Below are 25364 nucleotides of genomic sequence, written 5' to 3'. Positions count from 1 at the left end.
ATGTATATCAATATCACGGATTCGGAAACGGGCGACAACAAAGGAAGCTGCGCCAGGTTGGTGGAGTATCTGGAAAAGGAGAACCAGCTGCTGTCTAAAGAAAACAGCGAACCGGAACGATGGTTTAACGGCGGGCGTCTGGATATTATCCCACAGGAGGTCAGGATAAAAATCGACAATAATATTGCCAAGCTGGGGAGGGACGATCCAAAGTTCTTTCTGGTCAATATCAGTCCAAGCGAAAAGGAAACTGTTTTTCTTAAAGAAAGGTTTGGGGAAAAGGGAGCGGAAGACCTATTGAAAGATTTTGTGATGAGGGTCATGGATGCCTATGCCCAAAACTTTAAACGTGCAGGCATTAATAATAACGAAGACCTCTTATGGTATGGCAAGCTGGAACATTACCGTTATTACAGCCATAAAGATCCGGAGGTTGGGCAGGGACTGGCGAAAACTGGCCAGCGAAAAGAAGGGGAACAGATGCACGTACAGGTCATTGTAAGCCGAAAAGACATCACCAATAAGATTAAGTTAAGCCCCATGAACAACTCCCGCGGAAAAAATGAGACCCATTCTGCCAAATTGGGACAGTTCGATCGAGTAACTTTTAAACAGTCCGGAGAATTGCTCTTTGAAAAAATGTTCAGCTTTGACAGGGAATTGAAAGATACCATGAACTATGCGCTGGCCATGAAGAATGGCAGCATAGAAGAAAAACAGAAGCTTTATCTGTTGGAGCAGGCAGAAAACAAAAGTACTGATATTGGCAAAGCTCCAGATTCTGTTAAAGAGGCTAATATTTTTGATTCGTTAGGGGTTGGTCCATCGGTAGATATTAGCAGCTCTTCTTTGAGCGGGCTTTTCGATATTATTTCTCTATCAGATCCATTTGCGACTGAGCAAGCAGATGAATTAATTCCCGTTCAAAGAAAGAAAAAGAAACGAAAATACCCAAAATAATGAACTACGATTTGTTTTAGAATATAAAATAAAATATAAAAGGTGTTACCCAGAGGTAACGCACTTTTATGTTTATGTCAATCCATCCCTCAGGGCAAAAAACTGCTTACCTAATTTTTGTTCCGAATAAGAAAACATACCTGCTATAAACTAAGTATATTACAGAACCCAAGAAAGGAAGTAGCACAATCAGAAGAATCCAAACCATTTATTTAATATTGGATTAAGATACTTTCCATTACAAACCGGGAAAAAGACCGCTAAGGTGCAGCAGACTGGCCCTAAGCTCCACCCCTCGCATACTTCCAAAAGCTTCCGGCATAAACACATGCCGATTCCCTTTACTCTTCCCCAAGACATCGGCATTTTCCCCCTCCTCTGTCCCTCATTTATTCCATTTCCTTTTGGAAGTATTGTCCGTCTGCCGCTTTGTACTGCTTTCTTTTTTCCGGTTTTTGTTTTGGAAAATATTTGGCGGGCCTTCTGTATGAATAGAGTACAGAGTACGGCTATACATCGCCAAAAGAGGCCAAATAACGACTTAAAAGGCCATTATAGGAGAAAAAGAGGATGTAGCGTCTAATTTGCATTTCAAACAGAATGCTATGGGACTCGTTTTTTTTGAAAAAGTATTGTTCTCCGCCCTTGGGAAAGAGCTGGGAGAACTCACAGAGATAATGAAGGAACTTATCGAGCCGTATGGCTTTTTGGCCTGTAGGACAACATGGCTCGATCATCAGGAAGTATGCCAGATACTTGGGGTCAGCAAGCGAAGCTTGCAGTCACATAAGGACAAGGGGCTTCTGCCCTGTACGAAGCTTAACAGGAAAAACTATTTTAAGCTTTCGGACGTGCAGCTACTGTTGGAACAAAACAGAAAAACAAAAAAAAACAAAGATTATGGAACAGCCGACTGAATCCTCAGGCGAAATTATTTCATTGCTGGAAACCATTGTACAGCTCAAAAAGCAATTGCTTGTCATCAAGGAAAGCTTTCGACCTGTCCTTGGTGGGGAAATATACCTTTCAGGGGAAGAGCTGTGTGGGCTTTTGCATATTGGCAGACGTACCCTTCAGCAATACCGTGACGACTGCATTTTGCCCTATGTTCAGATAGAGGGCAAGATACTATACAGGGAATCCGATATACTGAAGCTGCTAGAGGAGAATTATAGAAAGAGACGGAAATAGGCAAATCAATTACTAAAGCTAATACAGTTCATCTGTAACACCGAGGCTTTCTTTTGCTACTTTTTTTGATACCGTATCCCAGTACGAAAAAGCAGTTCCACAGGCATTCCCGTGCCTTCAACGGCCAAAGAACGCCACGGAGGGCCAAACCACCAGCTCCGGCATAACAGGCAGATATCTTCGCAGTTCACACAAAAAACACTGCTAGTTATGCTGTACAAAGAAACCGTAAGCCGAGAGATGTGGGAATTGCTGCAAAGGCTGATGAACGACGAGGAATTTAAGGACTTCAGTCTAGTGGGAGGCACTGCCCTTTCCCTGAGAATAGGTCACAGGCTGTCCGTTGACATCGACCTGTTCACAACCAGAGACTTTGATGTCAATGCCCTTTCAGAATATCTGAAACGATCCTACGGTGCCCAAATAGAAGAACAGTCCAACAACACCATAATTTCATTTATCGGTGATATCAAGGTGGATGCGATTGCGCATAAATATCCAATACTGAAGCCTGTTGAAACCATAGAAAATGTCCGCCTGGTTTCAAACGAAGATATTGGTGCTATGAAACTTCATGCAATTCTACAGAGTGGAGAGAGATTAAAAGATTTTGTAGACATGTACTTTCTGTTGGACCATCATCCACTAAAAACCTACCTTCAGGCCTATGAAAGAAAGTATAACATGAGCGTAGCAATGGCTGTATATTCACTTACGCATTATAACAATATCAGGAAAGAATACGGTGTTTCGTTGATTAAAGGAAAAGAGAAAAGCTGGCAAAAAATGACAGTACGCCTGAAAAAGTCAGTTTTGAACCCTCACCAGACCTTTGAACCGGGTGTTTCTTCAAAGAACAAAAGAAGAGGAATTTAACAAGTGTATTTCTTGTCTATTCCCACAAAATTCATTAAATTTAGATATGAAAAGAAATTGTGCAAACAAACGTATTCCAAACCTTCATCCAAAATTCTTTTGGGATACTAATGTTGAAATGCTGGATTGGGAAAAGGCCTACCATTCTGTTATTGCACGGATAATCGAGCGTGGCGGCCAGGAAGAGATTGATGAGATTGTCTTCTTTTATGGCTACGAAAAAGTCATTGATACACTCCGAAATAAGGTATACTTTCTTCCCAATTATGCCATAGACAGGGCAGTCAGATTTTTTCCCGAACTCAAGAAAGAGGAAATGTACTGCTACCTGAACAGAAAGGACAAACCCTACCACTGGATCTGATTTCAGTATGGTGCCTTCCGCATTTATTCGGTAATGGGAAAAGGAGCGGAGGATTTTCAGAATCCATTATAAAGACGGATCAAAAAAGGAAACGGAACCAATCGTCCCGTTTCCTTTTTTTTGTCAATCCACTATTCATATAAACAGCTGAAGTATACTGCATGTTTTTGGGAATTTTTTCATTTCGAGTTTGGCAGGGGCAAGGTTGGTGCAAAAATACTACCTGAAGAGTAGGGATTTTTGCGCCTTCTTCAAGATCCTTACCTTTACTCTGCACAAAAACCTGCAAATATCTTTGCAATAATATGCTCGCCTTGTCTAGATGCTTTAATAATATTCAAATCAACTCAGTTTTGGTTTTAGGGTGATTATATAACCAAAAAGAATTATTTTAGCATTTTTTTAAGATTATTAATCTCTAATCTAATTCAACGAAATATCAAATGTCAGAAGAACAAAAAAAGATGCTGGAACAACAGCTTTGGAATATAGCCAATACTTTGAGAGGAAAGATGAATGCTGATGAATTTCGGGATTATATCTTAGGTTTTATATTCTATAAATATTTGGCAGAAAAAATGGAAATCTATGCCAACTCCATTCTAAAACAAGATAAAATACAATTTAGGAATATACAAGAAAATACTGTAAAAGGTAAAGAATATATTGAAGCAATCAGGGAAGAAGCTCTCGAGACATTAGGTTATTTTTTAAAGCCCTCGGAACTTTTTAGTGAAATTGCCAAAAGAGGGAGCAGTGATTCAAATACTTTTATTCTGGAAGATTTACAAAAGATTTTGATAAATATTCAGTTGAGTACAATGGGAACACAAAGCGAGGAAGACTTTGATAATCTATTCGAAGATATGGACCTCAATAGTACTAAACTTGGTAAAACACCTGAAGCAAGAAATACAATCATAGTAAAGGTACTTGTGCATTTAGATGAAATTGATTTTAAGTTAGAACATACCGAACTAGATGTACTAGGTGATGCTTATGAATATTTGATTGGTCAATTTGCCAGTGGTGCAGGTAAGAAAGCTGGAGAATTTTATACTCCTCAAGAAGTTTCCAAAATTTTAGCAAAATTAGTAACAACGGGGAAAAACAAGCTTAAATCAGTATATGATCCTACATGTGGCTCGGGTTCATTATTATTAAGGGTTGCCAGAGAAGTCAAAGATATAAACAACTTCTATGGTCAGGAAATGAATCGTACTACATATAATCTCGCTCGTATGAACATGATATTACATGGAGTACATTATCGAAAATTCGATATTAAGCAAGAGGATACATTGGAACATCCGCAACATCTTGGCCTACAAGCAGAAGCCATTGTGGCCAATCCTCCTTTTTCAGCAAACTGGAGTGCAAATCCTTTGTTTATGAGTGATGATCGCTTCAGTCAGTATGGAAAGTTAGCCCCTTCTAGTAAAGCTGATTTTGCCTTTGTACAGCACATGATTTTTCATTTAGCAGAAAATGGAACTATGGCAATAGTATTACCGCACGGTGTCTTGTTTCGGGGATCAGCAGAATTACATATACGTAAATACCTGATAGAGCAAAAAAATTACTTAGATGCGGTGATTGGATTACCTGCTAATATTTTCTATGGTACAAGTATTCCAACTTGTATTCTGGTGCTCAAAAAATGCAGAGAAACACCAGACAACGTTCTATTTATTGATGCAAGTAAAGAGTTTGAAAAGGTGAAAAACCAGAATATACTGAGAGAAGAGCATATAAATAGAATTGTTGATACTTATCGTAATAGAGTTTCAGTAGAAAAATATAGTCATCTTGCATCCTTAAAGGAAATAGAAGATAACGAATATAATCTAAATATTCCTCGATATGTGGATAGTTTTGAGGAAGAGGAAGAAGTTGATATCCAAGCCGTAATGCAAAGCATAAAAGAATTGGAAGCAAAACGTACAAATCTTGACAGGGAAATTAATGTTTTTCTAGCTGAATTAGGGCTAGTTTTTTAATTTTTGGAATCCCTAATGTTTTTAGTTAAGAAATAAAGTAGTCAAGATGGCAAATAAAAAATTAAAAGTTAGCAATGTTCCTAATTTGAGATTCCCAGGGTTTAATGAAGAATGGGAAACAAAGAAATTGGTTGATATTACTATTAAGGTTAATAGTGGTAAAACACCCCTTGGTGGCGAAAAAGCATATAAAGCAAGTGGTGTGCACTTTATTCGTAGTCAGAATGTGAACAATGGCAGATTGCAACTAGAAAATTCAGTGTTTATTTCCGAATCTACCAATGCTGAAATGAAAAACAGCGTCGTGCAAGCCAATGATATTTTATTGAACATTACAGGAGCATCATTAGGGAGAAGCTGTGTTGTTCCTCGGAACTTTAAAATTGGTAATGTTAATCAACATGTTTGTATTATACGATTCAAAGATAATTATGACCCGCGGTTTGTTGAACCTATTATGGCATCAGAAAAGGGACAGCTGACGTTTAAGAGTTTACAAACTGGGAGCGGAAGAGAAGGATTGAATTTCGAAAGTATAAAAGGTATCAGCTTGGACCTTCCAGAAATTAAGGAGCAAAAAAAAATAGCATCGTTTTTATCATTATTGGATGAACGTATAGCAACCCAAAGCAAAATAATTGAGGAGCTAAAAACTCAAATGCAAGGTTTCCATAAAAAATTATTTTCCCAACAGTTTAGATTTAAGGATTCTAATGGGAATTATTTTCCAGATTGGGAGAATAAAAGTTTATTAGAAGTCTGTCAAAAGAAATCCTCGAATCTTTCGGCAAACAAAATTGAAGATAATTTTGGAAAATATATTATTTATGGTGCTGCAGGAGTTTTGAAAAAAATTGACTTCTATGAAGAAGAAAATGATTATATAGGTATTGTAAAAGACGGTGCAGGTGTTGGACGGCTTTTTTACTGTAAAGAAAAATCTTCCGTTTTAGGAACTATGGATATTATCAAACCTCTAGCCAATACTGATGTTTATTTTTTGTTTTACCTATTAAGCAATATTGATTTTACTAAATATGTAACAGGAAGCACAATTCCGCATATATATTTTAGAGATTATAAAAATGAAAATATTGAAATTCCTTCCATAGAAGAGCAAACCAAAATCGCTGACTTCCTTTCATCTGTTGATACCAAAATAGATAATGAAATTCATATTTTACATAAATTAGAAGAGCAAAAAAAGTATTTGCTTCAAAACTTATTTATTTAATTTTTGCGTCTATTGACAAGAATTAAATAATTTAAATGAAATTTTATATTTCTTGCGGATAGATTTTAAACAAACATATTTTGCAAGAAATATTTTTTCTGATTTTCATACTGTTGTAACAAAGTCATTTCGACTTTAATTTTTTCATCTATTGAAGTAAGAAAATTGGCAATTTTGGTTTGTTCTCCGAGTGCTGGAAATGGAATTTTTAATTCAGAAAATACAGAAATCCAATGCCTTCCATGTCCACCAATTTTATAATTAATCATTTGCATTGCTTCATAGATAAATTTTATATTATTACCGTCTTTTCCATTTAAAATTTTCATTGCAGATGATTTTGCTTTAAACTGAAATTCAACATATTGACTTGCAGTTGTAAAATCATCAAAAATAATAACAGGTAATCTTTTCTTTTCAAAAACACCCTCAATTTCATTTGTATAACCCAAAATGAAAGTTTTTCCTGCAGTAACAACTGGTATTTCAAAATTATCATCATATTCCGTATTTGACACCAAATAATTGGTTGGTTGTTCATAATCTAAAACTTTTCCCAATTCTCTTGTTTCCCAATCAGAAAAATAATTCCCATTAGAATCCTTAAATCTAAACTGTTGTGCAAAAACACTTTCACTAGCCGTATTCTTTAATAACTTCAAACCCTCAATTATTTTGCTTTGGGTTGTTATCCTAATGTTCAACAATGAAAGGAATTTAGCTATTTTTTGTTGCTCTGAAAATGATGGAAGAACTATTTCTAACGTTCTCAGGTCAGAATTATATACATTACTAATACTCACACCTTTTGCTAAAGTTGAGATTTTTTTCTTCAATTTTTGATTAATATAATACGACGCATACGTGTGAGAATATACATTTATATTCATTGGTCGTAATATGTTTATTGTTCTTCCAATTGCCACACCCTCTATAGTAAGAGCTGAAGCCGAACCTATATCTAAAGGGTCTTCTCCTGCCGATGGAAGTAGAATCTCATTACCTTTACTAAAAACAAGTTCTGATTTATCAAGGTTGGTTTTATTAATAACCTCGTTAATAACTTCATTATACAAATGATACAACTCACCATACCTAACACACGGAGTTTCAAATTCCGGTGATGCTTCACTTTGCTTTATGTTTTTTCCTGTTGAAAAAAGAAAAATATCTTCAAAGGAATATGATCTGTATTCTCCCTCAAACCCTGGGAATCTCAAATTAGGAACATTGGGTATTTAATGTTTCAAATCCTTTTTAATACCTTTTGAGATTAATAAACAATTTTAAAATTAAATTTCATGAGTGAACAAAAAAGAGTTTCAGAGGTAATAAGTCTATGGATAATAGATAAAAAGCAGTATGTGAAAAGATCAAGTTTATCAGCCTATGTACTCTTGATAGAGAACCACCTGGAACCATCATTTGGCAATAAATATCGAATTGAAGAATCTGATGTCCAAACGTTTGTATTTAAAAAATTAGAACTGGGGCTTAGCCAGAAAACAATTAAAGACATTTTGATTGTTCTAAAAATGATACTCAAATTTGGGGATAAAAACAAATGGCTGGAATACAAGCCGTTTGAAATACAGTTTCCAACAGAAAGAGAGCGCCATAATATTGAAGTACTGTGTCGAACAGATCAAAAAAAGATAATGAACTATATCCAAGAGCATTTTACTTTTAGAAATTTAGGGGTTTATATTTGTCTAAGTGCAGGAATAAGAATTGGCGAGATCTGCGCACTTACATGGGATGATATTGATATAGACAATGGTATTATTAGTATAAGAAAAACCATTCAAAGAATTTATATTATTGAAGATGGACATCGAAAAACTGAATTAACTCTCGATAGCCCCAAAACTAAAAATTCGATTCGGGACATTCCAATGAATAAAGATCTACTTAGAATGTTAAAACCTTTCAAAAAAGTTGTCAACAGTTCTTTTTTTGTTTTAACCAACGACCTAAAGCCAACGGAACCAAGAACCTACCGCAGCTACTATAAGAAACTTATGAAAGAGCTGGACATGCCCGAACTTAAATTCCATGGGCTTCGTCACAGCTTTGCAACGCGCTGTATTGAAAGCAATTGCGATTACAAAACAGTAAGTGTATTGCTTGGCCATTCCAATATCACTACAACTCTAAACTTGTACGTACATCCTAATTTAGAGCAGAAAAAAAAGGCCATTGATCAAATGTTTAAGGGATTAAGATAAATACATTATGAATTAGAGGCAGTTTCAAATCGGATTCTTTATTTTATTAAATTTGTTTCTAGATTAAAAATCAATAACCTCTAATTCATAATCATTTTGAGTAAACAATCAGAGCAAATTTTAGAAGAGCAACTTGTTATCAAGTTGCAAAAATTAGGTTACCAATATGTAACGATTAATGATGAAAAGTCGTTATTAACCAATCTTAAAATTCAATTAGAAAAACATAATCATATTCAGTTAAGCAATATTGAATTTGAAAAAATTCTGAATATCCTGAACAAGGGCTCCGTATTTGATAAAGCGAAGATACTTCGTGAAAAACAGCATATATTAAGGGATAATGGCGATAATCTTTATTTTGAGTTTCTAAACGTGGAACATTGGTGCCAAAATGAGTATCAAGTTGCCCAACAAATAAAACAGGAAGGAAAATATGAAAATCGCTATGATGTTACCCTGCTTATCAATGGACTGCCATTGGTCCAGATCGAACTTAAACGTAGAGGACTAGAGCTAAGGGAAGCATTCAATCAAATCAACCGTTATCAAAAACACAGCTTCGGTGCTGGAAAAGGTTTATTCCATTTTATACAGCTATTTGTAATAAGTAATGGCATCAATACCAAATATTTCAGCAACTTTGGCACCCATCCACAAGAGTTTTTACAAACGTTTCATTGGACAGATGAGAATAATAAGCCTCTTAACAATATTCTTAACGAATTTACCGATACTTTTTTAGAGCCATGCCATGTGAGCAAAATGATCTGTAAGTATATTGTACTGAATGAAACAGACAAAAGGTTAATGGTACTGCGCCCATATCAGTATTTTGCTGTAGAAAAAATCATAAAAAAAGTCACTGAAAATGAAATACTAAATGGTTACAACATTGAGAAAAATGGTTATGTATGGCATACGACCGGTAGTGGAAAAACGTTGACAAGTTTCAAGGCAAGCCAGATCTTATCTAAAATTCCAGCAATAAAAAAAGTAGTTTTTGTAGTAGACAGAAAAGATTTGGATTATCAAACAAATCAGGAATATGATAAATTTAGCAAAGGCTGCGTAAGCTCGGCGGAAAATACAGATGATCTTATTCGAAAATTCAACGACCCGAATGTAAAGATCATTGTTACTACGATCCAAAAGCTCAATAATACTATTTCTGGTAGAAATATTACCAAAATGAAAAATATTGAGCATCAGAGAATGGTCTTCATTTTTGACGAATGCCATCGTTCACAATTTGGAGACACCCACAAAAATATTGTAGGTTTCTTCTCCAACATACAATTATTTGGTTTTACGGGAACTCCTATCTTAGTCGAAAATGCAAATGGTGAGAAAACAACAGCAAGCTTGTTTGGCAAATGCCTACATAAATATGTGATTACCGATGCAATAAGAGATGAAAATGTACTCAGGTTCTCGGTGGAATATATCCGGACCTTTAAACAAAAGGAACATATTATTGATTTAAAAGTAGAACAGATTAACGAGACAGAAGTTTTCGAAGCCCCTGAGCGAAAGAATGCTATTGTGGACTATATCGCACAGCATCACAATCAGAAAACACAAAACAAAAAATTCTGTGCTATGATGTGCGTACAAGATATTGATGCAGCTATTCAATATTATGAGATTTTTAAGGCTAAAAAAATGAATGGAGAGCACAATTTGAATATTGTTACCATTTTTAGCTTTGCTCAAAACGAAGAAGAAATGGATGATATAACCGCGTCTTTTTTAGATACAGTAACTGAGTTTCAAACACAGCAGGGATACAGACCACAACGCCGCGAATTATTGGAAAACTATGTAAGTGATTATAATAAAACTTTTGGCACAGCAGAAAATATAAAAAACACTCAGGGATTCTATAGTTACTATAATGCAATTGCTAAAAAAGCAAAGTATAATGAAATAGATATACTTTTAGTGGCCAATATGTTCCTGACAGGATTTGATAGCAAGTATGTTAACACCTTGTATGTTGATAAAAACTTGCAATATCATGGCTTAATACAGGCTTTTAGCCGTACCAACCGTACATTCGATAAAAATAAAACCCAGGGCAATATTGTTTGTTTCCGTAATCTTAAAGACAAAACAGATGAAGCAATCACTCTATTTAGCAATAAGGAAGCAATTGATGAAATTATAGTAGAACCTTATGAGCAATATGTAAAAAAATTCAATGATGCTACTCAGAAATTGATTGAAATTGTACCTCAAGTTGATTCAGTTGATGATTTATACACAGAAGAGGATAAACTGCAATTTATTCTGGCATTTAGGACATTGTTAAGGTTGCATAAAAAAATGAGCCATTATACTGAGTTTGATTGGCATGATTTAACTATCGAAGAACAACTCTTTACCGACTATACGAGCAAATACTTGGATATAAGAGATCATATATGGCAGAAACAACCTGGTGAGGGAAAAATTTCGATTCTTAACGATATCGACTTTGAATTGGAATTAATAAGGCGTGATACTATTAATGTAACCTATATCATTCAGTTGTTGATACGGTTTAAATCTAAGGGTAACAAAAAAGATAAAGAAGATCTTGAAAAAGAAATAATAAACCTTTTAAATAGTGAAGTTTCTTTAAGGAGTAAAAAAGATCTGATCGAGAAATTTATCGAACAAAATTTACCTGCCATTGATGACACAGATGCAATTCCTGATGAATTTGAAAAATTTTGGTCCAAAGAACAAGAAAGTGCATTGAAAGAATTGGTAAAGGAAGAGAATCTATCTGAAGAAAAAACGGGAAAACTGGTAGAGAATTATCTGTTTGCAGAAAGGGAGCCTCTACGAGATGAAATATTGGATTTAATTATAGGAGAAAAGCCATCTATATTACAGCGGAAAAGAACGGGAGACAGGATAATGAGCAAAATTTTGAATTTTGTAGATACCTTTGTAAATGGGGTTACTGGAACAGGTAACGATTAGATACATCAAAAATCAGGAACAAGAAATTAAGTTCCTGATTAAAAAGGTATAGATAAACGAGAATAACGTTATTTTAGTGATTTATAAGCCACCGTTCAATGATGCCTCTAATCCCTTAAAATTTTGTGAAACCTTGGCCATGTCCCTGCCAACCTTCTCATTGAGGATCTTGGCATATATCTGTGTTGTAGCAATATTCTTGTGTCCCATCATTTTGCTGATGCTTTCCAAGGGTACACCTTCAGTCAGAAACAGGGTGGCAAAGGTGTGCCTTGCCAAGTGGAAAGTAACCCGTTTGTGCTTTAGGCATTCGATGTTCTTGCACATTTCCTGAAGAACGTCGTTGCAATGGCTGTTGGTGAGCATTGGAAACAATTTTCCGTTTCGTGCTATACCTTCATATTTGGCAATGATCAGCTTCGGAATATCCAAAAGCATGACATTTGAGGGAACGACCGTTTTCTTTCTCCTTGTAATGATCCACGTATTGCCATCAAAAAAATCCTGTATGTTGCTTTTGTCGAGTAGCCTGATGTCACTGTATGAAAGGCCAGTAAAACAGCTGAACACAAACATATCCTTCATGAACTCCTGGTTCTTTTTCAGGGGCTGGTATTCAATAAGCTGTTCCAGTTCTTTTCTCAACAGGTAACCTCTGTCCCTGTCCTTCTTGGTATTGCGGTATTCATCGAAAGGATTGGAGGCCAGATGTTTTCTTCTGATGGCAAGCTTTGCCACCGTTGTCAGGGCAATCATGTACATCCAGATGGTGTTATGGGAAAGTCCAAGGTCATTACGCAGATAGAAATCAAATTCCTGAACAAAACCGCAGTCAACTTCGTTAAAAGAAATATCATCTTTTGAATATCTGTGTTTTGAGAATGCTTTAAGGTGGTTGAAAAGACAGACATATTTCCTGTAAGTATTATAGCTTTTAAGTCCGCTTTCTTTTTTCTTCTCAAAATCGGAATTGAACTTTTCCAAAAAGGAAAACAAGGTCATTGCCTCGTCATCCGTGCCCAATAAAGCGTTCTTTAGCTTCTCTGCGGTAACGTACCCTTGTTTTTCCAATATCTGTCCATAGCATTGGTCTATGCGAAGCCTTATCTTGTCCAGCTTCTGATTGGCCTCTGTTGCTTCACGGCTTTTTCCGCTTACCCTACCAAATTTTAGATCCCATTGCTCTGCTGTAATTTCCAGTTTGGTGCTGAATTGTGACACTTGCCCATTGATGGTAATCCTTCCCATGATCGACACCGTTCCGTTTTTTTTGACCGCATTCTTTTTCAGGTAGAACAGCAGTTTGAAGGTTGATCTTTTTGTCTTTTCCATAACTCTAAAGGTTTTGATTAAAATTAATTTCCTTTGAGTTACAAGGAACTATGAAAAACAATGCAATTAATTGAATTATAGGTATTTGTTGTCATTCAGCCAAACGGGAACAGGTAACGATTTGGTAATCTGAAATCAGGGTTTTGCCTGCTTTGAACCGCTTTTCTTTGCACTTCTTAATACCATCATTTTATCCAAAAAGTCCCTTTTTATGCCTATCTTCGCCCTCTTGCGCTTTTTTACTATTTTAGCGTAAGTTTATTTTAAAAGATATTCCTGCATAAATCTGATCACTGCAAGCCGCTGGAAATCCACATTTTCTTTTTTCCTGAATCCGTGGCCTTCATTTTTAGCTTCCAGATACCAAACCGTTTTTCCCTGAGCTTTCAATTTATCTCTCATCTGAACAGCTTCAGTTACCGGAACTCTCGGATCATTGGTTCCCTGAATGATAAACATTGGTTTTTTGATTTTGTCAATATTATTCAGAGGGGCTATTTTAGTGAAAAATGCAGCCATTTTAGGGATTCTTTCATCGCCATACTCTACTCTTCTCAGATCTCTTCGGTATTCTTCGGTATTTTTAAGGAACGTATTAAAATCGGAGATTCCGACAATATCTACGGAACATCTGATTTTATCCGCGTATTCGTAGGCAGTAGCGAGGGTCATAAAACCACCGTAACTTCCGCCCATGATCATGATTCTGTCTTTGTCCAGCTCGGGCTGTTTGGCGATCCAGTCCAGAAGGCTTCCGATATCCTTTACGGAATTCATTCTCAGATCCCAGTTATCTGCCGCAATAAATGTTTTTCCGAAACCTGAAGATCCTCTTACATTAGGATAAATCAGAGCCACACCCATTTCATTCGTAAAATAGTTGGAAGAACCCAGTGAAGAAGCCATAGATTGCCCCTCCGGACCTCCGTGGATGTTAATAATCACAGGTCTTTTTCCTGTAAATTTCGATGCAGCAGGATAATAAAACCCTGATATTTTCATCTGATCAAAGCTTTTCCATTCGATAAGCTTTGGAACAGACATATCAGAAGGCTGCATTTCTCCCTGCTCACTTTCCGTCCATCGTTCTATATTTTGGCTTGCCACATCCATTTTATAAATATCGGACCCGGAATCTGCTCCGGATCTTGAGAAATAAAGTGATTTCCCGTCATTTGAGAACTTCACACCTCCCATCAAACCTAAAGGAATTTGGCTTACAGGTGCAAATTTTTTGGTGGCTGCGTCTAAAATATACAGCTTATTGATTCCGCTCTCATTGGTTACAAAAGCCAGTTTGGATTGGTCTTTGGAAAGATCATAATTTTCTACATTCCAGGGAATAGAAGACGTAATATATTCCGTTTTCTTTGTTTTTAAATTTAATATGGCCAATCTGCTGAATTCATTATTACGGTCTGTGACGTAAAAAATTTCATCGGGATTTTTACTGAATGTACCTGCGACCTGCACCACTCCTTTTTCTTCTCTGTCAGTAATAGGTTCCAGTTTTTTGGTTTCCAGATCAAAAAGGTACAGATAAGAATCATTGGCAGAAACATATTCGGAAATCAGAAGTTTTTTTCCGTCCTCAGACAGATCAGAAATTCCCCAGCCGCCGCCTTTCAATTCAAGAACGAGTTGTGTATCTTCCGGCTTCAAAGGGTTCATATAATAAATATCTCTGTCCCCTCCGTTTCTTTTCGTAGATGAAAAATAAAATCCGGAACCGTCTTTCTTCCAGGTCACGCCTCCGTTCTGAGACCTTCCTCCATCGGTAAGAAGCTTAGATTCCAGTGTTTTCAGATCAAGCTTAAAAAGCTGCCCGAATTCATTTCCGCCCGTATCTTTGTTATAAATTACATATTCTCCTTTTACAGGTTCGTAAGAGGCTGTACTCACAGGTTCATCAAAGAAAGTCAGCTGCTTTCTGGCTCCCATAGGTACAGAGATCTTATGAAGCTGGTTCGTAGAGGCAAAACGCGTCACCGCTATAATTTCTTTTCCGTTAGGATGCACTCCGGCAATACCCGCATTTCTGCTTTCGGAATATTTTTTAATGGCCTGGCTCAGGCTCTTTGGAATCGGCAGAATATTTTCGGCGATAAGGTTTTCATTGGGACTTACAAAATCGTTCTTCCCCTGTGCAGACCACATTCCGGCCATAAAAAGTGCCAGAATTATAGGCGTATTCTTCATTTCTAAATTTTTGACTGAATTTACAAAAAAACCACAGACAAAAGCCTGTGGTTTCTATATAAAAGATTTTTGATCTTCTTAATTATTGATATACTTCTCGAAAATTGCTGAAAAGTCCTTTTGATTATATTGATCAAAACTTCTTTTAGTCCAGCTGAAAATATATTCATTCACGTTCTGCAGCTCCTGGCTTTTAGATACATTTTCCTGCTTTCCTGCAGCCACAGTCGTAATTGCTTTCTGAAGGCTGTCCGCAGAGAAACCTAAAAGCGACTGGTTGTGGTGCACTTCCTGCTGGATGGCTAAAAGCGCTTTGTAAAGATCTTTTAACTGATCTATCTGGCCTTTACTCACACTGATCATTAGGGGAATATTCCCGATATGAAATGAAATTTCCACATCAAGGTCTATCGTTCCTGCTGTCTGCAGTGCGATGTTGGAGAAAGGAAACTGGTAATATTCGTATCTTCTTAAAATCCTTTTTTTATCCAGAGCACTTGCTCCGTCGATATGAATTAATGCTCTGTTGGTAAAGCAGTATTCATCTCTTTTGGATTTGATTAAGAAGAAAATTTTCTCATTATCCTCTGATAAAATATAATCATCCGAATCTACTTTATCGTAATCCTGAGAAGGAATAATCTTTCCGATATCCCCAAGTCCCAGTGCTTCTGCAGCTAATTTTTTAAACATCTTTTATTGAATGGTATTAGTTATATTGATTGTTTAGATGTGAATTACTTCTCCATAAGCTGCTGCTGCCGCTTCCATGATAGCTTCAGAAACAGTTGGGTGCGGGTGGATAGACTTGATGATCTCATGACCTGTAGTTTCCAGTTTTCTGGCTACTACGGCTTCTGCAACCATATCTGTAACTCCGTCTCCAATCATATGACATCCTAGCCACTCACCGTATTTAGCATCGAAGATTACTTTAACGAAACCGTCTGTATTTCCGTTAGCTGTAGCTTTACCGCTTGCTGAAAGAGGGAATTTACCCACTTTGATTTCGTAGCCTTTTTCTTTAGCCTGCTTTTCAGTAAGACCTACAGAAGCTACTTCAGGGTGGCAGTAAGTACATCCCGGGATATTGCCATAGTCGATTTTCTCAACATGCAGTCCTTTGATTTTTTCTACACAGGTAATTCCTTCAGCAGAAGCAACGTGTGCCAACGCCTGAGTTGGAATAATATCACCAATTGCATAGTAACCAGGAACAGAAGTTTCGTACCATTCGTTAACCAATACTCTTCCTTTATCCGTTTGGATTCCTACTTCTTCCAATCCTATGTTTTCGATATTGGCAGCAATACCAACGGCAGAAAGTAAAATATCAGCTTCAAGAGTAATGGTTCCGTTTGCTGTTTTTACGGTAGCTTTTACACCTTCTCCGCTTGTATCAACACTTTCTACAGATGCATTGGTCATGATCTCGATACCTGTCTTTTTCAGAGATTTCTCTAAGTGTTTAGAAATTTCCTCATCTTCTACAGGAACAATGTTTGGCATAAATTCTACAACCGTTACTTTGGTTCCCATTGTATTATAGAAATCGGCAAATTCTACCCCGATAGCTCCTGAACCTACTACAATCATAGATTTCGGCTGCTCAGGAAGAGATAGTGCCTGTCTGTATCCAATTACTTTTTTACCGTCCTGAGGAAGGTTCGGAAGCTCTCTTGAACGTGCTCCGGTAGCAATAATGATGTGCTGACCTGCATATTCGGTTACTTTACCGTCTTTATCTGTAACCGATACTTTTTTACCTTTCTGAATAGTAGCCGTACCAAGAATTACGTCAATTTTGTTCTTCTTCATAAGGAATTCAATTCCTTTGCTCATTTTGCTGGCAACGCCACGGCTTCTCTGAATCACATTAGGAAACTCAAAGCTCGCTTCTACTTTATTCAGACCATAATCTTCAGCATGGTTGATATAATGAAAAACCTGAGCAGACTTTAATAAAGCCTTCGTAGGAATACATCCCCAGTTCAGGCAGATACCTCCTAAGTTTTCTTTTTCGATAATTGCAGTTTTGAAACCCAATTGTGCTGCTCTGATCGCAGTAACATAACCGCCAGGACCGCTTCCGATGACAATGATATCGTAATTCATTATTTTAAAAATTTTTATGCGAATTTAAGGAAAAATATTGGATGTTTAATGCTCTGCCGGGTCATATTTCACTGAACACAAACCCTGTTTGATTTATCGGAAAGGAATAAGATCTTCTGCCTAACTTATATTTTGAGTCAAATATTAGCGATTAATTAAAAAATAGCACGACCCTAGTAGTGAACTACACCTAACATCATAATATAGTTAATGATATAGAAACGGATGCCTGACGTTAAAACCTCGGCAACGCAGCTTACGCAGCAGGATATTTTACAGAATAAAAAAGCCGTTTTACATTCAAATAAAACGGCTTTGATACTTTTAGGTATTATTTTTATAGAGCTCTGAACTACATTTTTTTCAGTAATCTTTTCTGGCTTTGGTATTTTTCATTTAAAGCCTTCATCTGATCTCTCTTCATCTTTTTGGTGGCTAAAGGATGTCCCATAATCAGTTTCTTTTCCTGGTTATATCTTTTATCCAGCTCACGCGATTTTATATTAATCAGTTCCGCTTTGGACGGATGTGGAGGAACAGGTGGACTTTTCTGTGCATTCACACTCATTGACAGGCCTAATAACAAGATTGATGATATTAAAAACTTTCTCATGACATTTATTTTTTTGAATGATTTTAAATGATTGATTTTATCCGTTAAATCCATTCAGGTTTCAATAAATATTACACATATCATACCAAATACGCCCATTGCATTTATCCAATTACTCCAAAACAGTCCAGAACACCGGTTTTTATCAACAATAATCTATTTATTTTAAAGATGAATTGAAGTAGAATTTTATAGCGGAACAAAGAATTATTCAATCTCAATATTCTTTTTCAAAGGCAGATTTTTAGAAGAATTTCCCACCATAATTCTGTAGGTTCCTTTTTCTACGGTCCATTTCATATGTTCATCTAAAAACTGAAGCTCTTTTACCGGAACTTCAATGGTTACCTGTTTTGATTCTCCTTTGTTTAAATGAATCTTTTTGAGTCCTTTTAATTCCAGAATCGGTCTGGACACGGATGAAAGCAAGTCTTTTACATACAACTGAACCACTTCACTCCCCGATTTTTCACCTGTATTTTTCACCTGTACGGTGGCCACAATCGTATCATTACCGGTATATCTGCTTTTATTCAACTGTAAATCTGAAATCTCAAAATTTGTATAGCTGAGTCCGAAACCAAAAGGATACAAAGGTTCTCCGCTAAGGTCATGATAGTCATTTCCCCTTCCCGTCGGGTGATGATTATACGTCAGTGGAAGCTGGCCTTCTTCAGCAGGAAATGTAATGGGCAGTTTTCCGGACGGATTTTCTGCACCAAACAGAACTTTGGCAATTGCGTTTCCACCTTCTTCACCGGGATACCAGACCTCTAGAATAGCACCTACCTCATCCTTCCATCCGCTTGTTTTTATAGCAGAACCTCCCACCAGAAGAACGGTAACAGGTTTATTTAGTTTCGCCGCTTCATGGATAAATTTTTCCTGATTTCCCGGAAGGCTGAGAGAAGAACGGTCCTGAAATTCTCCCTCATGAATTCCCGCTGCTATAACAATCTGATCTGCATTCTGTATTACTTTTAAAGCCTCATCAAAATCCTTTTGGTACGTTTCAATTCCATAGTTCCAGACCAGTTCAATATTACCTTCTCCTCTGCTTTCACGAAACTCAATAACGAGATCATCCTGTTGATTTTTCACAAAATCTATGGCCGTTGTTTTCGTCGTATAGCCTATCTTTTCCCATTGATCTACAATTATTTTTCCATTGAGGTATAGTCTGAAACCATCATTTCCGCGCAGTCCAAGCTCATATTTCCCACTTTCAGGGGCTTTCAGTTTTCCGGTCCAGCGTACACTGTAATTGTCCGGATCCAGTTTTGCAGGGTCCGGCGAATATAAAGTCCATTTAAAATTAATCTGATCATCCTGTCTTTCAAGCACAGGAGTATTTTGTAAACCGCTGTTGGAGAAATAATTTCCTTTCAGTCCTTTTTTATTCTCAAAAGATAAAAAATCGGCAGGAACGGTTTTGAATTCCTTTACATTCCATGTAATCCCTTTTGCATAAAGAATTTCGATATTTTTATTCTTAGTGAAATTTTTAATTCCCTGCAGAATACTCACTTTATTATTTCCCGGCCCGGAATATCCACCCAGTCTTGCATCAGCAGCATCCGTCCCAATCACGGCAATCTTCTTTGCATTCATGGAAATAGGCAGCGTACTGTGATCATTCTGTAACAGGACAAAAGATTCAACTGCGGCTTTTTCTGCAAGGGGTTTAGCATTCAGCTTCTTCAGTTCCTGAATATCGTTTTCGGAAACATAAGGATTTTCAAACAGTCCTAATTCAAATTTGGCTCTGAGTACTCTGCCTACCGCATCATCTATTCTTTCTTTGGGAATTCTTCCGTCCAGAAATGGAGGAATAAAGAGTTTATAATGCTGATATTCTGTCTGAAATATAACATCAAGCCCTGCATTAATGGCTTGAGCAGAGGCATCATCATAATCCTTCGCTGTGAAATGCAATACATTAGCCCCACCTACCGCACTCGCATCGCTGATGACAAAACCTTCGAAGTTCCAGTCTTTTTTCAGCTTTTCTGTAAGCAGCCAATGATTGGCCGTTGAAGGCCTTCCGTCTATAAGGTTATAAGCTGTCATCACGGATCTGCTTTTCCCTGTCGTAAAGGCTTTATAAAAAGGAACGAGATGGGTTTCCTCCAGATATCTTCTGCTCCAGTGGATCGGATAAGAATCTCTTCCGCCCTCTCCTACATTGGCCAGAAAATGTTTCGGGGTAGTAATAATTCCTTTATTTTCGAAAGAACTTACAAAATTAACCGCCATTAAAGAAGTCAGAAAAGGATCTTCACCATAGGTTTCTTCTGTGCGTCCCCATCTCACATCGCTGGCCAGATTCACAACCGGAGTAAGAATCTGACGGATTCCCCGTAATCTGGATTCTTTCGCTATCGTTTCAGACACTTCTTTCATCAGATCAGGATTGAATGAAGCCGCCAGACCAATCGCCTGCGGAAAAGCGGTTGACCCTTCACGCATAAGCCCGTGCAAAGCTTCATCAAAAGGAATAACAGGAATTCCCAGTCTGGATTCTTCCACAAAGTATTTTTGAATGGCATTGATCTTTTTTGCCAGTTTTTCTGCATTTTCACCCGCATTATACTTCAGGAGCTGCCCGGCTGCACCACCACCCTGATTTTCTGCACTTACCTGCAGTCCGAAAATCCCATGTCTGTATTGATTTACCGGGACGTTATCGAGATCTCCGGGAATCATAAAACACTGCCAGAATTTCTCTTCGGGAGTCATTCTTTTCAAAAGGTCCTGAACTCTGGCCTCAACAGGCTGCTTTGGATCTTTGTACAGTGGTTTATCTTTCTGGGCATGTATAAAAAACGGACTTAATGAAAATGTAATCACCGTAATTTTAATAACACTCAGTTTCATTAGTTGGTCATTTGAATTACGGTAGCATATTGTAGTTTTGTTCTTTCTTCAGGAAGCTGTATTTCAATGCTGTTTCCTTTCTGTTTCCATGATACTTTTGAATTAAGACCCAGAACTTTCAGTGATTTTAGTTTAAAATTTTCAGGAATTGAAAAAGTAAGCATTTGTGGCGCTTTATAAACAGACTGATCATCTATATGAAAAACATTAAGCGTTTTACCGTTTTTAGCCTGAGTATAATAAAAACTCCCTTCGTGGTAAGGCGCTGCGCTTCTCGTTGCAAATACAGCCGACTGGTTTTTCTCCATCCAGCCGGAAATTTCCTTTAATCTTTCATATACAATAGCGTCATAATCTCCGTTGGGTCCGGGAGCAATATTCATCAGATAATTTCCACCTCTTGAAATAATTTTAATAAGGGTTTCAATGATTTTTTGTGAAGATTTGTACTTGTCATTAGGGACATAAGAGAAAGAATTCCCCATCGTAATACAGCTCTCCCACGGAATGGAAAGTGCATGTTCGGGGACCGTCTGCTCCGGGGTTACGTAGTTTTCCCATTTTCCTGACACGGTACGATCTACAACAATAATTCCCGGTTGGTTTTTCCGGGCCATGGTTCCAATTTTGTCCATATCAATATCCTGTTCCAGTTTGATGTTTTTTTGCCATTCTACCGCAGGATCTATGGTTTTAAAAGGGCGTACCCAGCCTCCATCCAGCCACAGGATATCAATCTTTCCGTAATTGGATGTGATCTCATTCAGCTGGTTGAAAGTAAATTTTTTAAAGTTTTCCCACCTTTCGGGATATTTCAGCGGATCGTAATTCACATTCCGGTCTTTAGGCGGAAAATAGGGCCACCAATAGTTTTCGGAATGCCAGTCCGGTTTTGAAAAGTAAGCTCCAATTTTAAATCCGTCTTTTCTGAAAGTGTTGAAGATTTCTTTGGTAACGTCTGCTTTGGGATTCTTCGAGAAAGGAGTTTTGGCAGAAGTAATTTTATAATCTGATTCTTGGGTATCAAACATGGCAAAGCCGTCATGATGTTTTGTTGTAAATACCACATACTTCATCCCTGCTTTTTTTACGGCATCAGCCCATTTCTGAGGATTGAAACCTACAGGATTGAAAGTGGTCTGAAGATTTTCATAGTTTTTTACATATTCGTTGTAGGATTTTCCATGTTCAGGCCTTCTTTTGGTCCAGGATTCATCTTCCGGGCAAAGGCTCCAGCTTTCCACAATACCCCATTGGCTGTAGGTTCCCCAATGCATAAACAGTCCGAATTTCAGATCCTGCCACTGTTCCAGATTCTGAACAACAAGCGGATCATCCGGCTTCTGATAGCCTGCTGAGACGTTATGTGCCTGAGAAAAGAAGGCTGAAGATACCAAAAAAGAGGACAGGAAAAAGGCTTTAGTTTTCTGTTTAATGAGCATACAAGGTTCGTTTTTGCTAATTTAATCATCATTTGTGAATCTGCAATTTTTGGCATCAATAAAAATGGATAGCCTTGTTGCCAAGACTATCCAATCATAATTAATGCGGAATAAAATATTACTTGATAATGATTTTCTTAACCAGTTTTTTAGTATCTGTCTCAATCATCAGGATATAATTTCCTTTGGCAAAACCAGTAAGGTTTATTTTACTGTCATTAGCCACCTTCTCCTGTGTGTGAAGCAGTCTTCCGGACATATCAAAAACATGGGCTGTTCCGGAAACCTTATTTTTCATCACAACATTAAATCTTCCATCAGATGGGTTTGGATAGATCTGGAAATCATCTTTCCCAAGCTCCAGGTCATTTACAGACAGGTTAGAAGCAGTAGCTACTCTGGTACAAAGCTCAATGGCAGCTGCATTCACATTTCCTGAAGCAGTAGAATTGGTTACGGTATCCTGAGCTCTTATGATCCAGTTCCCGTTAGGATTTTGTCCGTAATATCTGCTGAGATCAAGTCTGATAGGCTCTATTCGTGTATTTGGCGTTGCATTGAGATTATTGCAGTTCATAGGTAAAGACTGTCCTTCCTGATCAAAAGTTGCCTTCAACACACTTATTCCAGGGCAGTTTTGATACCAGAATATCTGATTTTGCTGATCAGTCGGGGCTCTGAGGGTCATTCCCAGATTTTTTAAATCAGTATATGATACATCCATCAGAAGGTTGATATCTTCAATGGCATTTGTTACCGGAACATTGATGGTAATATTGGCTGGTGCATTGGGAGCTACAGCAAATACTCCATCCGCAGGGTACTGATTACAGCTTAGAGTTACATTATGATTGATGGCAAAAGCCGGACTTGCTGCAAAAAATATATTTCCTACAGATTCTACAATGATGTACGCTTTTGGAGAAGGAGTGGCAGGAATGATAATGCTTTCTTGACCATCATTCGGAGTGTTAGTGACCAGTGTAGTGAATGTGGTTCCCCCATCGGTTGAGATAAGAATGTTAACGGATTGTGTATTAATCGGTGCTGCATTCGTTCCACTTACATTCCATTGAAGCTGATGAGTACTTCCTGAAGCATAGTTCTGATTCAGCGAAATGGAAGTTACTTTAAACGGTCCTGTACTGGCATCAACACTTACAGTTGTTTCATCTGTAGCGGTCTGGCCGCCTTCTGTAGAATTGTCTCTTACCAGACTTATGAACTTCATATTCCGGGCTACATCAGAGACCATATTCCAGGTGTTATAAAGGCTTCCGTTCAAAACTTCATTCAATGGCGGGAAATATCTTACCGGACCTGAAACCGGCGGATATACTCTGAAATTGGGAGTTGTTGTAGAATTCCGATCCGGAAAACTATAGCTTCCGGATACAAAAACAGGATTAGGAGCAGAAATATCAGCTTCCTCCCATGAATAGGTAATAGCATTGTTGTCCGGATCACTTCCTACAGCTGTCAATTTAAAAGCTGTTCCTTTAGGGACTGTGTAGTCTAATCCTGCATTAACGGTGGGTGGATTGTTCGCTAAATTTACTATTGCTGCACAGGTAGTCGTTTTCACATAATTATTGATCTGGCTTATGCTGTAGTGCAAGAACTGATCACTGTGTTTATCCATCACATCATATGTTCCCGTCACTCCGGGGTAGCCCATAATGGTTGTTCCGCTTCCAGGTTCTCTGTTGGCTCCTGTTTCGGGTAAAGTAATGAAAATATAATCCAGGTTTTCGGGTCTGGAAAAGGTATGGTTGGCTCCATATTGATGTCCCATTTCATGAGCAATCACCATTGCGTAAATAAATCCCTGAGGCCCGGTTCCGTTCACAGGTCCGGCATAGGCACTTCCTTTTTTCTTATCAGGCTGGCCATTTACCATTCCCTGGCTGTTCTGGCATACCGAAGCAATCATTCCTGCATTTCCTCCTCCGGTCTGATTGGTGAAAACAATTCCTATATCATAATTAGCTTCTCCAATGGTATTCGTAAGGGTGGTCTGAACTTCATTATTAAGGGTATTGGCACTTGTGTATGGATCAGCTGTTGCATCCAGAAAAACAACAGCCTCATTATTATCAATCAGATTCATATGGATGGACAGATCTCTTTCGTAAACCGGATTGATGTAACTCATCAAATCATTAATTGCTGCTATAGAATTAGCGACAGTTCCGCCGTGGTAAGCACTGAACTCTCCATCTACGGAAACCGCAAGACGATACGTTCTGAATTTCCGGTCATCTGTATTATCCGTAACGAAGGCTGTGTTTTTATTTGCCGGAATATCTTCTGTTTTGCAGCTTAATCCATTTTCCAGGGGAAGATGAGCCGGAACAGCCGGACTTACCAGATATACTGATCCGTCAGGCGTTACCGGTTCTACCACAATCACTTTTTTATCTCTTGAAAACAGGATCAGCTTGATGCCTTTCTGTGACATTCCGAAGCTGATTGTTTTACCGTCACCTTTTACCGATACTCCTCTGTAAGATTTAATATCCGGGAATTTTTCGGCAAGCTTGGGAGACATATTGGATGTCTCATATACGGTATACTTTTCAAAATTTCCTTCCAGTGTCGGAATTTCAATAATCACATTCGATGAAACTGCCATTCCCGTTTTTGATTGGGGAGCAGCTTTCAAAGCCAGTCTCAATTGATTAATATCTAAACTATAGGCATTGGAATAATCCAATCCGATATTTTTCTTTGATTCAATGACTGACTTTTCGTTGATTTTTACTCTTTCCCAGAGACTCTGGCTATAAAGACTTTGTATTCCCAGACTTATTAAAGCCCAGAATAAGTAAATTTTTCTCTTCATACTATATTTTTTGATTCAAACTGTTAGTAGAAAAAAAAGAAAAATGTTACATTATATTTAAAAAAAATAACGAATAATTTCCAATAACATCTTAAAATAACCTTAAAAACAATAA

19 protein-coding genes are annotated in these 25364 nt (G+C 37.5%); 9 read left to right on the top strand and 10 right to left on the bottom strand.

Going from position 1 to position 25364, the window contains the following annotated elements; all coding sequences use genetic code 11:
- Positions 1 to 960 carry a DUF5712 family protein gene (locus tag ACM46_RS09950; protein ID WP_048506497.1) on the top strand — a complete coding sequence of 320 codons (960 nt, stop codon included), beginning with the start codon at positions 1 to 3 and terminating at the stop codon, positions 958 to 960.
- A gap of 106 nt (positions 961 to 1066) precedes the next feature.
- Here ACM46_RS09950 and ACM46_RS23870 read toward each other — a convergent pair whose 3' ends face one another.
- Complete coding sequence (locus ACM46_RS23870; RefSeq protein WP_083997369.1) at positions 1067 to 1168, bottom strand: PLDc N-terminal domain-containing protein; 102 nt, start codon at positions 1166 to 1168, stop codon at positions 1067 to 1069.
- Positions 1169 to 1565: 397 nt separating this feature from the next.
- On the opposite strand from ACM46_RS23870, the gene ACM46_RS22960 reads away from it, so the two are divergent.
- The 6 genes from ACM46_RS22960 to ACM46_RS09915 all read left to right on the top strand — a co-directional run bounded on the left by ACM46_RS22960 (position 1566) and on the right by ACM46_RS09915 (position 6625).
- Positions 1566 to 1877, top strand: coding sequence for a helix-turn-helix domain-containing protein (locus ACM46_RS22960; protein ID WP_083997368.1), 312 nt, complete (start codon positions 1566 to 1568; stop codon positions 1875 to 1877).
- Positions 1861 to 2151 carry a helix-turn-helix domain-containing protein gene (locus ACM46_RS09940; RefSeq protein ID WP_048506496.1) on the top strand — a complete coding sequence of 97 codons (291 nt, stop codon included), beginning with the start codon at positions 1861 to 1863 and terminating at the stop codon, positions 2149 to 2151. Before ACM46_RS22960 ends, ACM46_RS09940 begins: the two co-directional genes overlap by 17 nt.
- 210 nt (positions 2152 to 2361) lie before the next feature.
- Complete coding sequence (locus tag ACM46_RS09935) at positions 2362 to 3027, top strand: nucleotidyl transferase AbiEii/AbiGii toxin family protein (RefSeq protein WP_048506495.1); 666 nt, start codon at positions 2362 to 2364, stop codon at positions 3025 to 3027.
- Between the two features lie 46 nt (positions 3028 to 3073).
- Positions 3074 to 3391, top strand: coding sequence for a DUF6922 domain-containing protein (locus ACM46_RS09930; protein WP_048507128.1), 318 nt, complete (start codon positions 3074 to 3076; stop codon positions 3389 to 3391).
- Between the two features lie 443 nt (positions 3392 to 3834).
- Positions 3835 to 5391 carry a type I restriction-modification system subunit M gene (locus ACM46_RS09920; protein WP_048506493.1) on the top strand — a complete coding sequence of 519 codons (1557 nt, stop codon included), beginning with the start codon at positions 3835 to 3837 and terminating at the stop codon, positions 5389 to 5391.
- A gap of 46 nt (positions 5392 to 5437) precedes the next feature.
- Positions 5438 to 6625: a restriction endonuclease subunit S gene (locus ACM46_RS09915; RefSeq protein ID WP_048506492.1), complete on the top strand. Its 1188-nt coding sequence runs from the start codon at positions 5438 to 5440 to the stop codon at positions 6623 to 6625.
- 65 nt (positions 6626 to 6690) lie between these two features.
- Here ACM46_RS09915 and ACM46_RS09910 read toward each other — a convergent pair whose 3' ends face one another.
- Positions 6691 to 7845 carry a restriction endonuclease subunit S gene (locus ACM46_RS09910; RefSeq protein WP_048506491.1) on the bottom strand — a complete coding sequence of 385 codons (1155 nt, stop codon included), beginning with the start codon at positions 7843 to 7845 and terminating at the stop codon, positions 6691 to 6693.
- Positions 7846 to 7926: 81 nt separating this feature from the next.
- On the opposite strand from ACM46_RS09910, the gene ACM46_RS09905 reads away from it, so the two are divergent.
- Positions 7927 to 8853 (top strand): tyrosine-type recombinase/integrase, encoded by a 927-nt coding sequence (locus ACM46_RS09905; RefSeq protein ID WP_048506490.1) that lies wholly within the window; start codon positions 7927 to 7929, stop codon positions 8851 to 8853.
- Between the two features lie 96 nt (positions 8854 to 8949).
- Positions 8950 to 11826: a type I restriction endonuclease subunit R gene (locus tag ACM46_RS09900; RefSeq protein WP_048506489.1), complete on the top strand. Its 2877-nt coding sequence runs from the start codon at positions 8950 to 8952 to the stop codon at positions 11824 to 11826.
- A gap of 81 nt (positions 11827 to 11907) precedes the next feature.
- Here ACM46_RS09900 and ACM46_RS09895 read toward each other — a convergent pair whose 3' ends face one another.
- The 8 genes from ACM46_RS09895 to ACM46_RS09860 all read right to left on the bottom strand — a co-directional run bounded on the left by ACM46_RS09895 (position 11908) and on the right by ACM46_RS09860 (position 25249).
- Positions 11908 to 13158, bottom strand: coding sequence for a site-specific integrase (locus ACM46_RS09895; protein WP_048506488.1), 1251 nt, complete (start codon positions 13156 to 13158; stop codon positions 11908 to 11910).
- Between the two features lie 258 nt (positions 13159 to 13416).
- Positions 13417 to 15357 carry a S9 family peptidase gene (locus ACM46_RS09890; protein WP_053082689.1) on the bottom strand — a complete coding sequence of 647 codons (1941 nt, stop codon included), beginning with the start codon at positions 15355 to 15357 and terminating at the stop codon, positions 13417 to 13419.
- 78 nt (positions 15358 to 15435) lie between these two features.
- Positions 15436 to 16050: a PH domain-containing protein gene (locus ACM46_RS09885; RefSeq protein ID WP_048506487.1), complete on the bottom strand. Its 615-nt coding sequence runs from the start codon at positions 16048 to 16050 to the stop codon at positions 15436 to 15438.
- A gap of 33 nt (positions 16051 to 16083) precedes the next feature.
- Positions 16084 to 17472, bottom strand: a complete 1389-nt coding sequence (gene lpdA / locus ACM46_RS09880; RefSeq protein ID WP_048506486.1) for a dihydrolipoyl dehydrogenase — start codon at positions 17470 to 17472, stop codon at positions 16084 to 16086.
- 352 nt (positions 17473 to 17824) lie between these two features.
- Positions 17825 to 18085 carry a hypothetical protein gene (locus ACM46_RS09875; protein ID WP_048507126.1) on the bottom strand — a complete coding sequence of 87 codons (261 nt, stop codon included), beginning with the start codon at positions 18083 to 18085 and terminating at the stop codon, positions 17825 to 17827.
- A 207-nt stretch (positions 18086 to 18292) separates the two neighbouring features.
- On the bottom strand, positions 18293 to 20962 hold the full coding sequence (locus ACM46_RS09870) for a glycoside hydrolase family 3 N-terminal domain-containing protein (protein WP_048506485.1): 2670 nt from the start codon (positions 20960 to 20962) through the stop codon (positions 18293 to 18295).
- On the bottom strand, positions 20962 to 22404 hold the full coding sequence (locus ACM46_RS09865; protein WP_048506484.1) for an alpha-L-fucosidase: 1443 nt from the start codon (positions 22402 to 22404) through the stop codon (positions 20962 to 20964). The genes ACM46_RS09870 and ACM46_RS09865 overlap by 1 nt, the downstream gene beginning before the upstream one ends.
- Positions 22405 to 22522: 118 nt before the next feature.
- Positions 22523 to 25249 carry a reprolysin-like metallopeptidase gene (locus ACM46_RS09860; RefSeq protein ID WP_048506483.1) on the bottom strand — a complete coding sequence of 909 codons (2727 nt, stop codon included), beginning with the start codon at positions 25247 to 25249 and terminating at the stop codon, positions 22523 to 22525.
- Positions 25250 to 25364 lie beyond the last annotated feature (115 nt).

It is taken from the genome of Chryseobacterium angstadtii, assembly GCF_001045465.1.
GTDB lineage: Bacteria > Bacteroidota > Bacteroidia > Flavobacteriales > Weeksellaceae > Chryseobacterium > Chryseobacterium angstadtii.
Note: the sequence above shows the minus strand (reverse complement) of the source record. Positions and strands in the feature narration are given on the sequence as shown.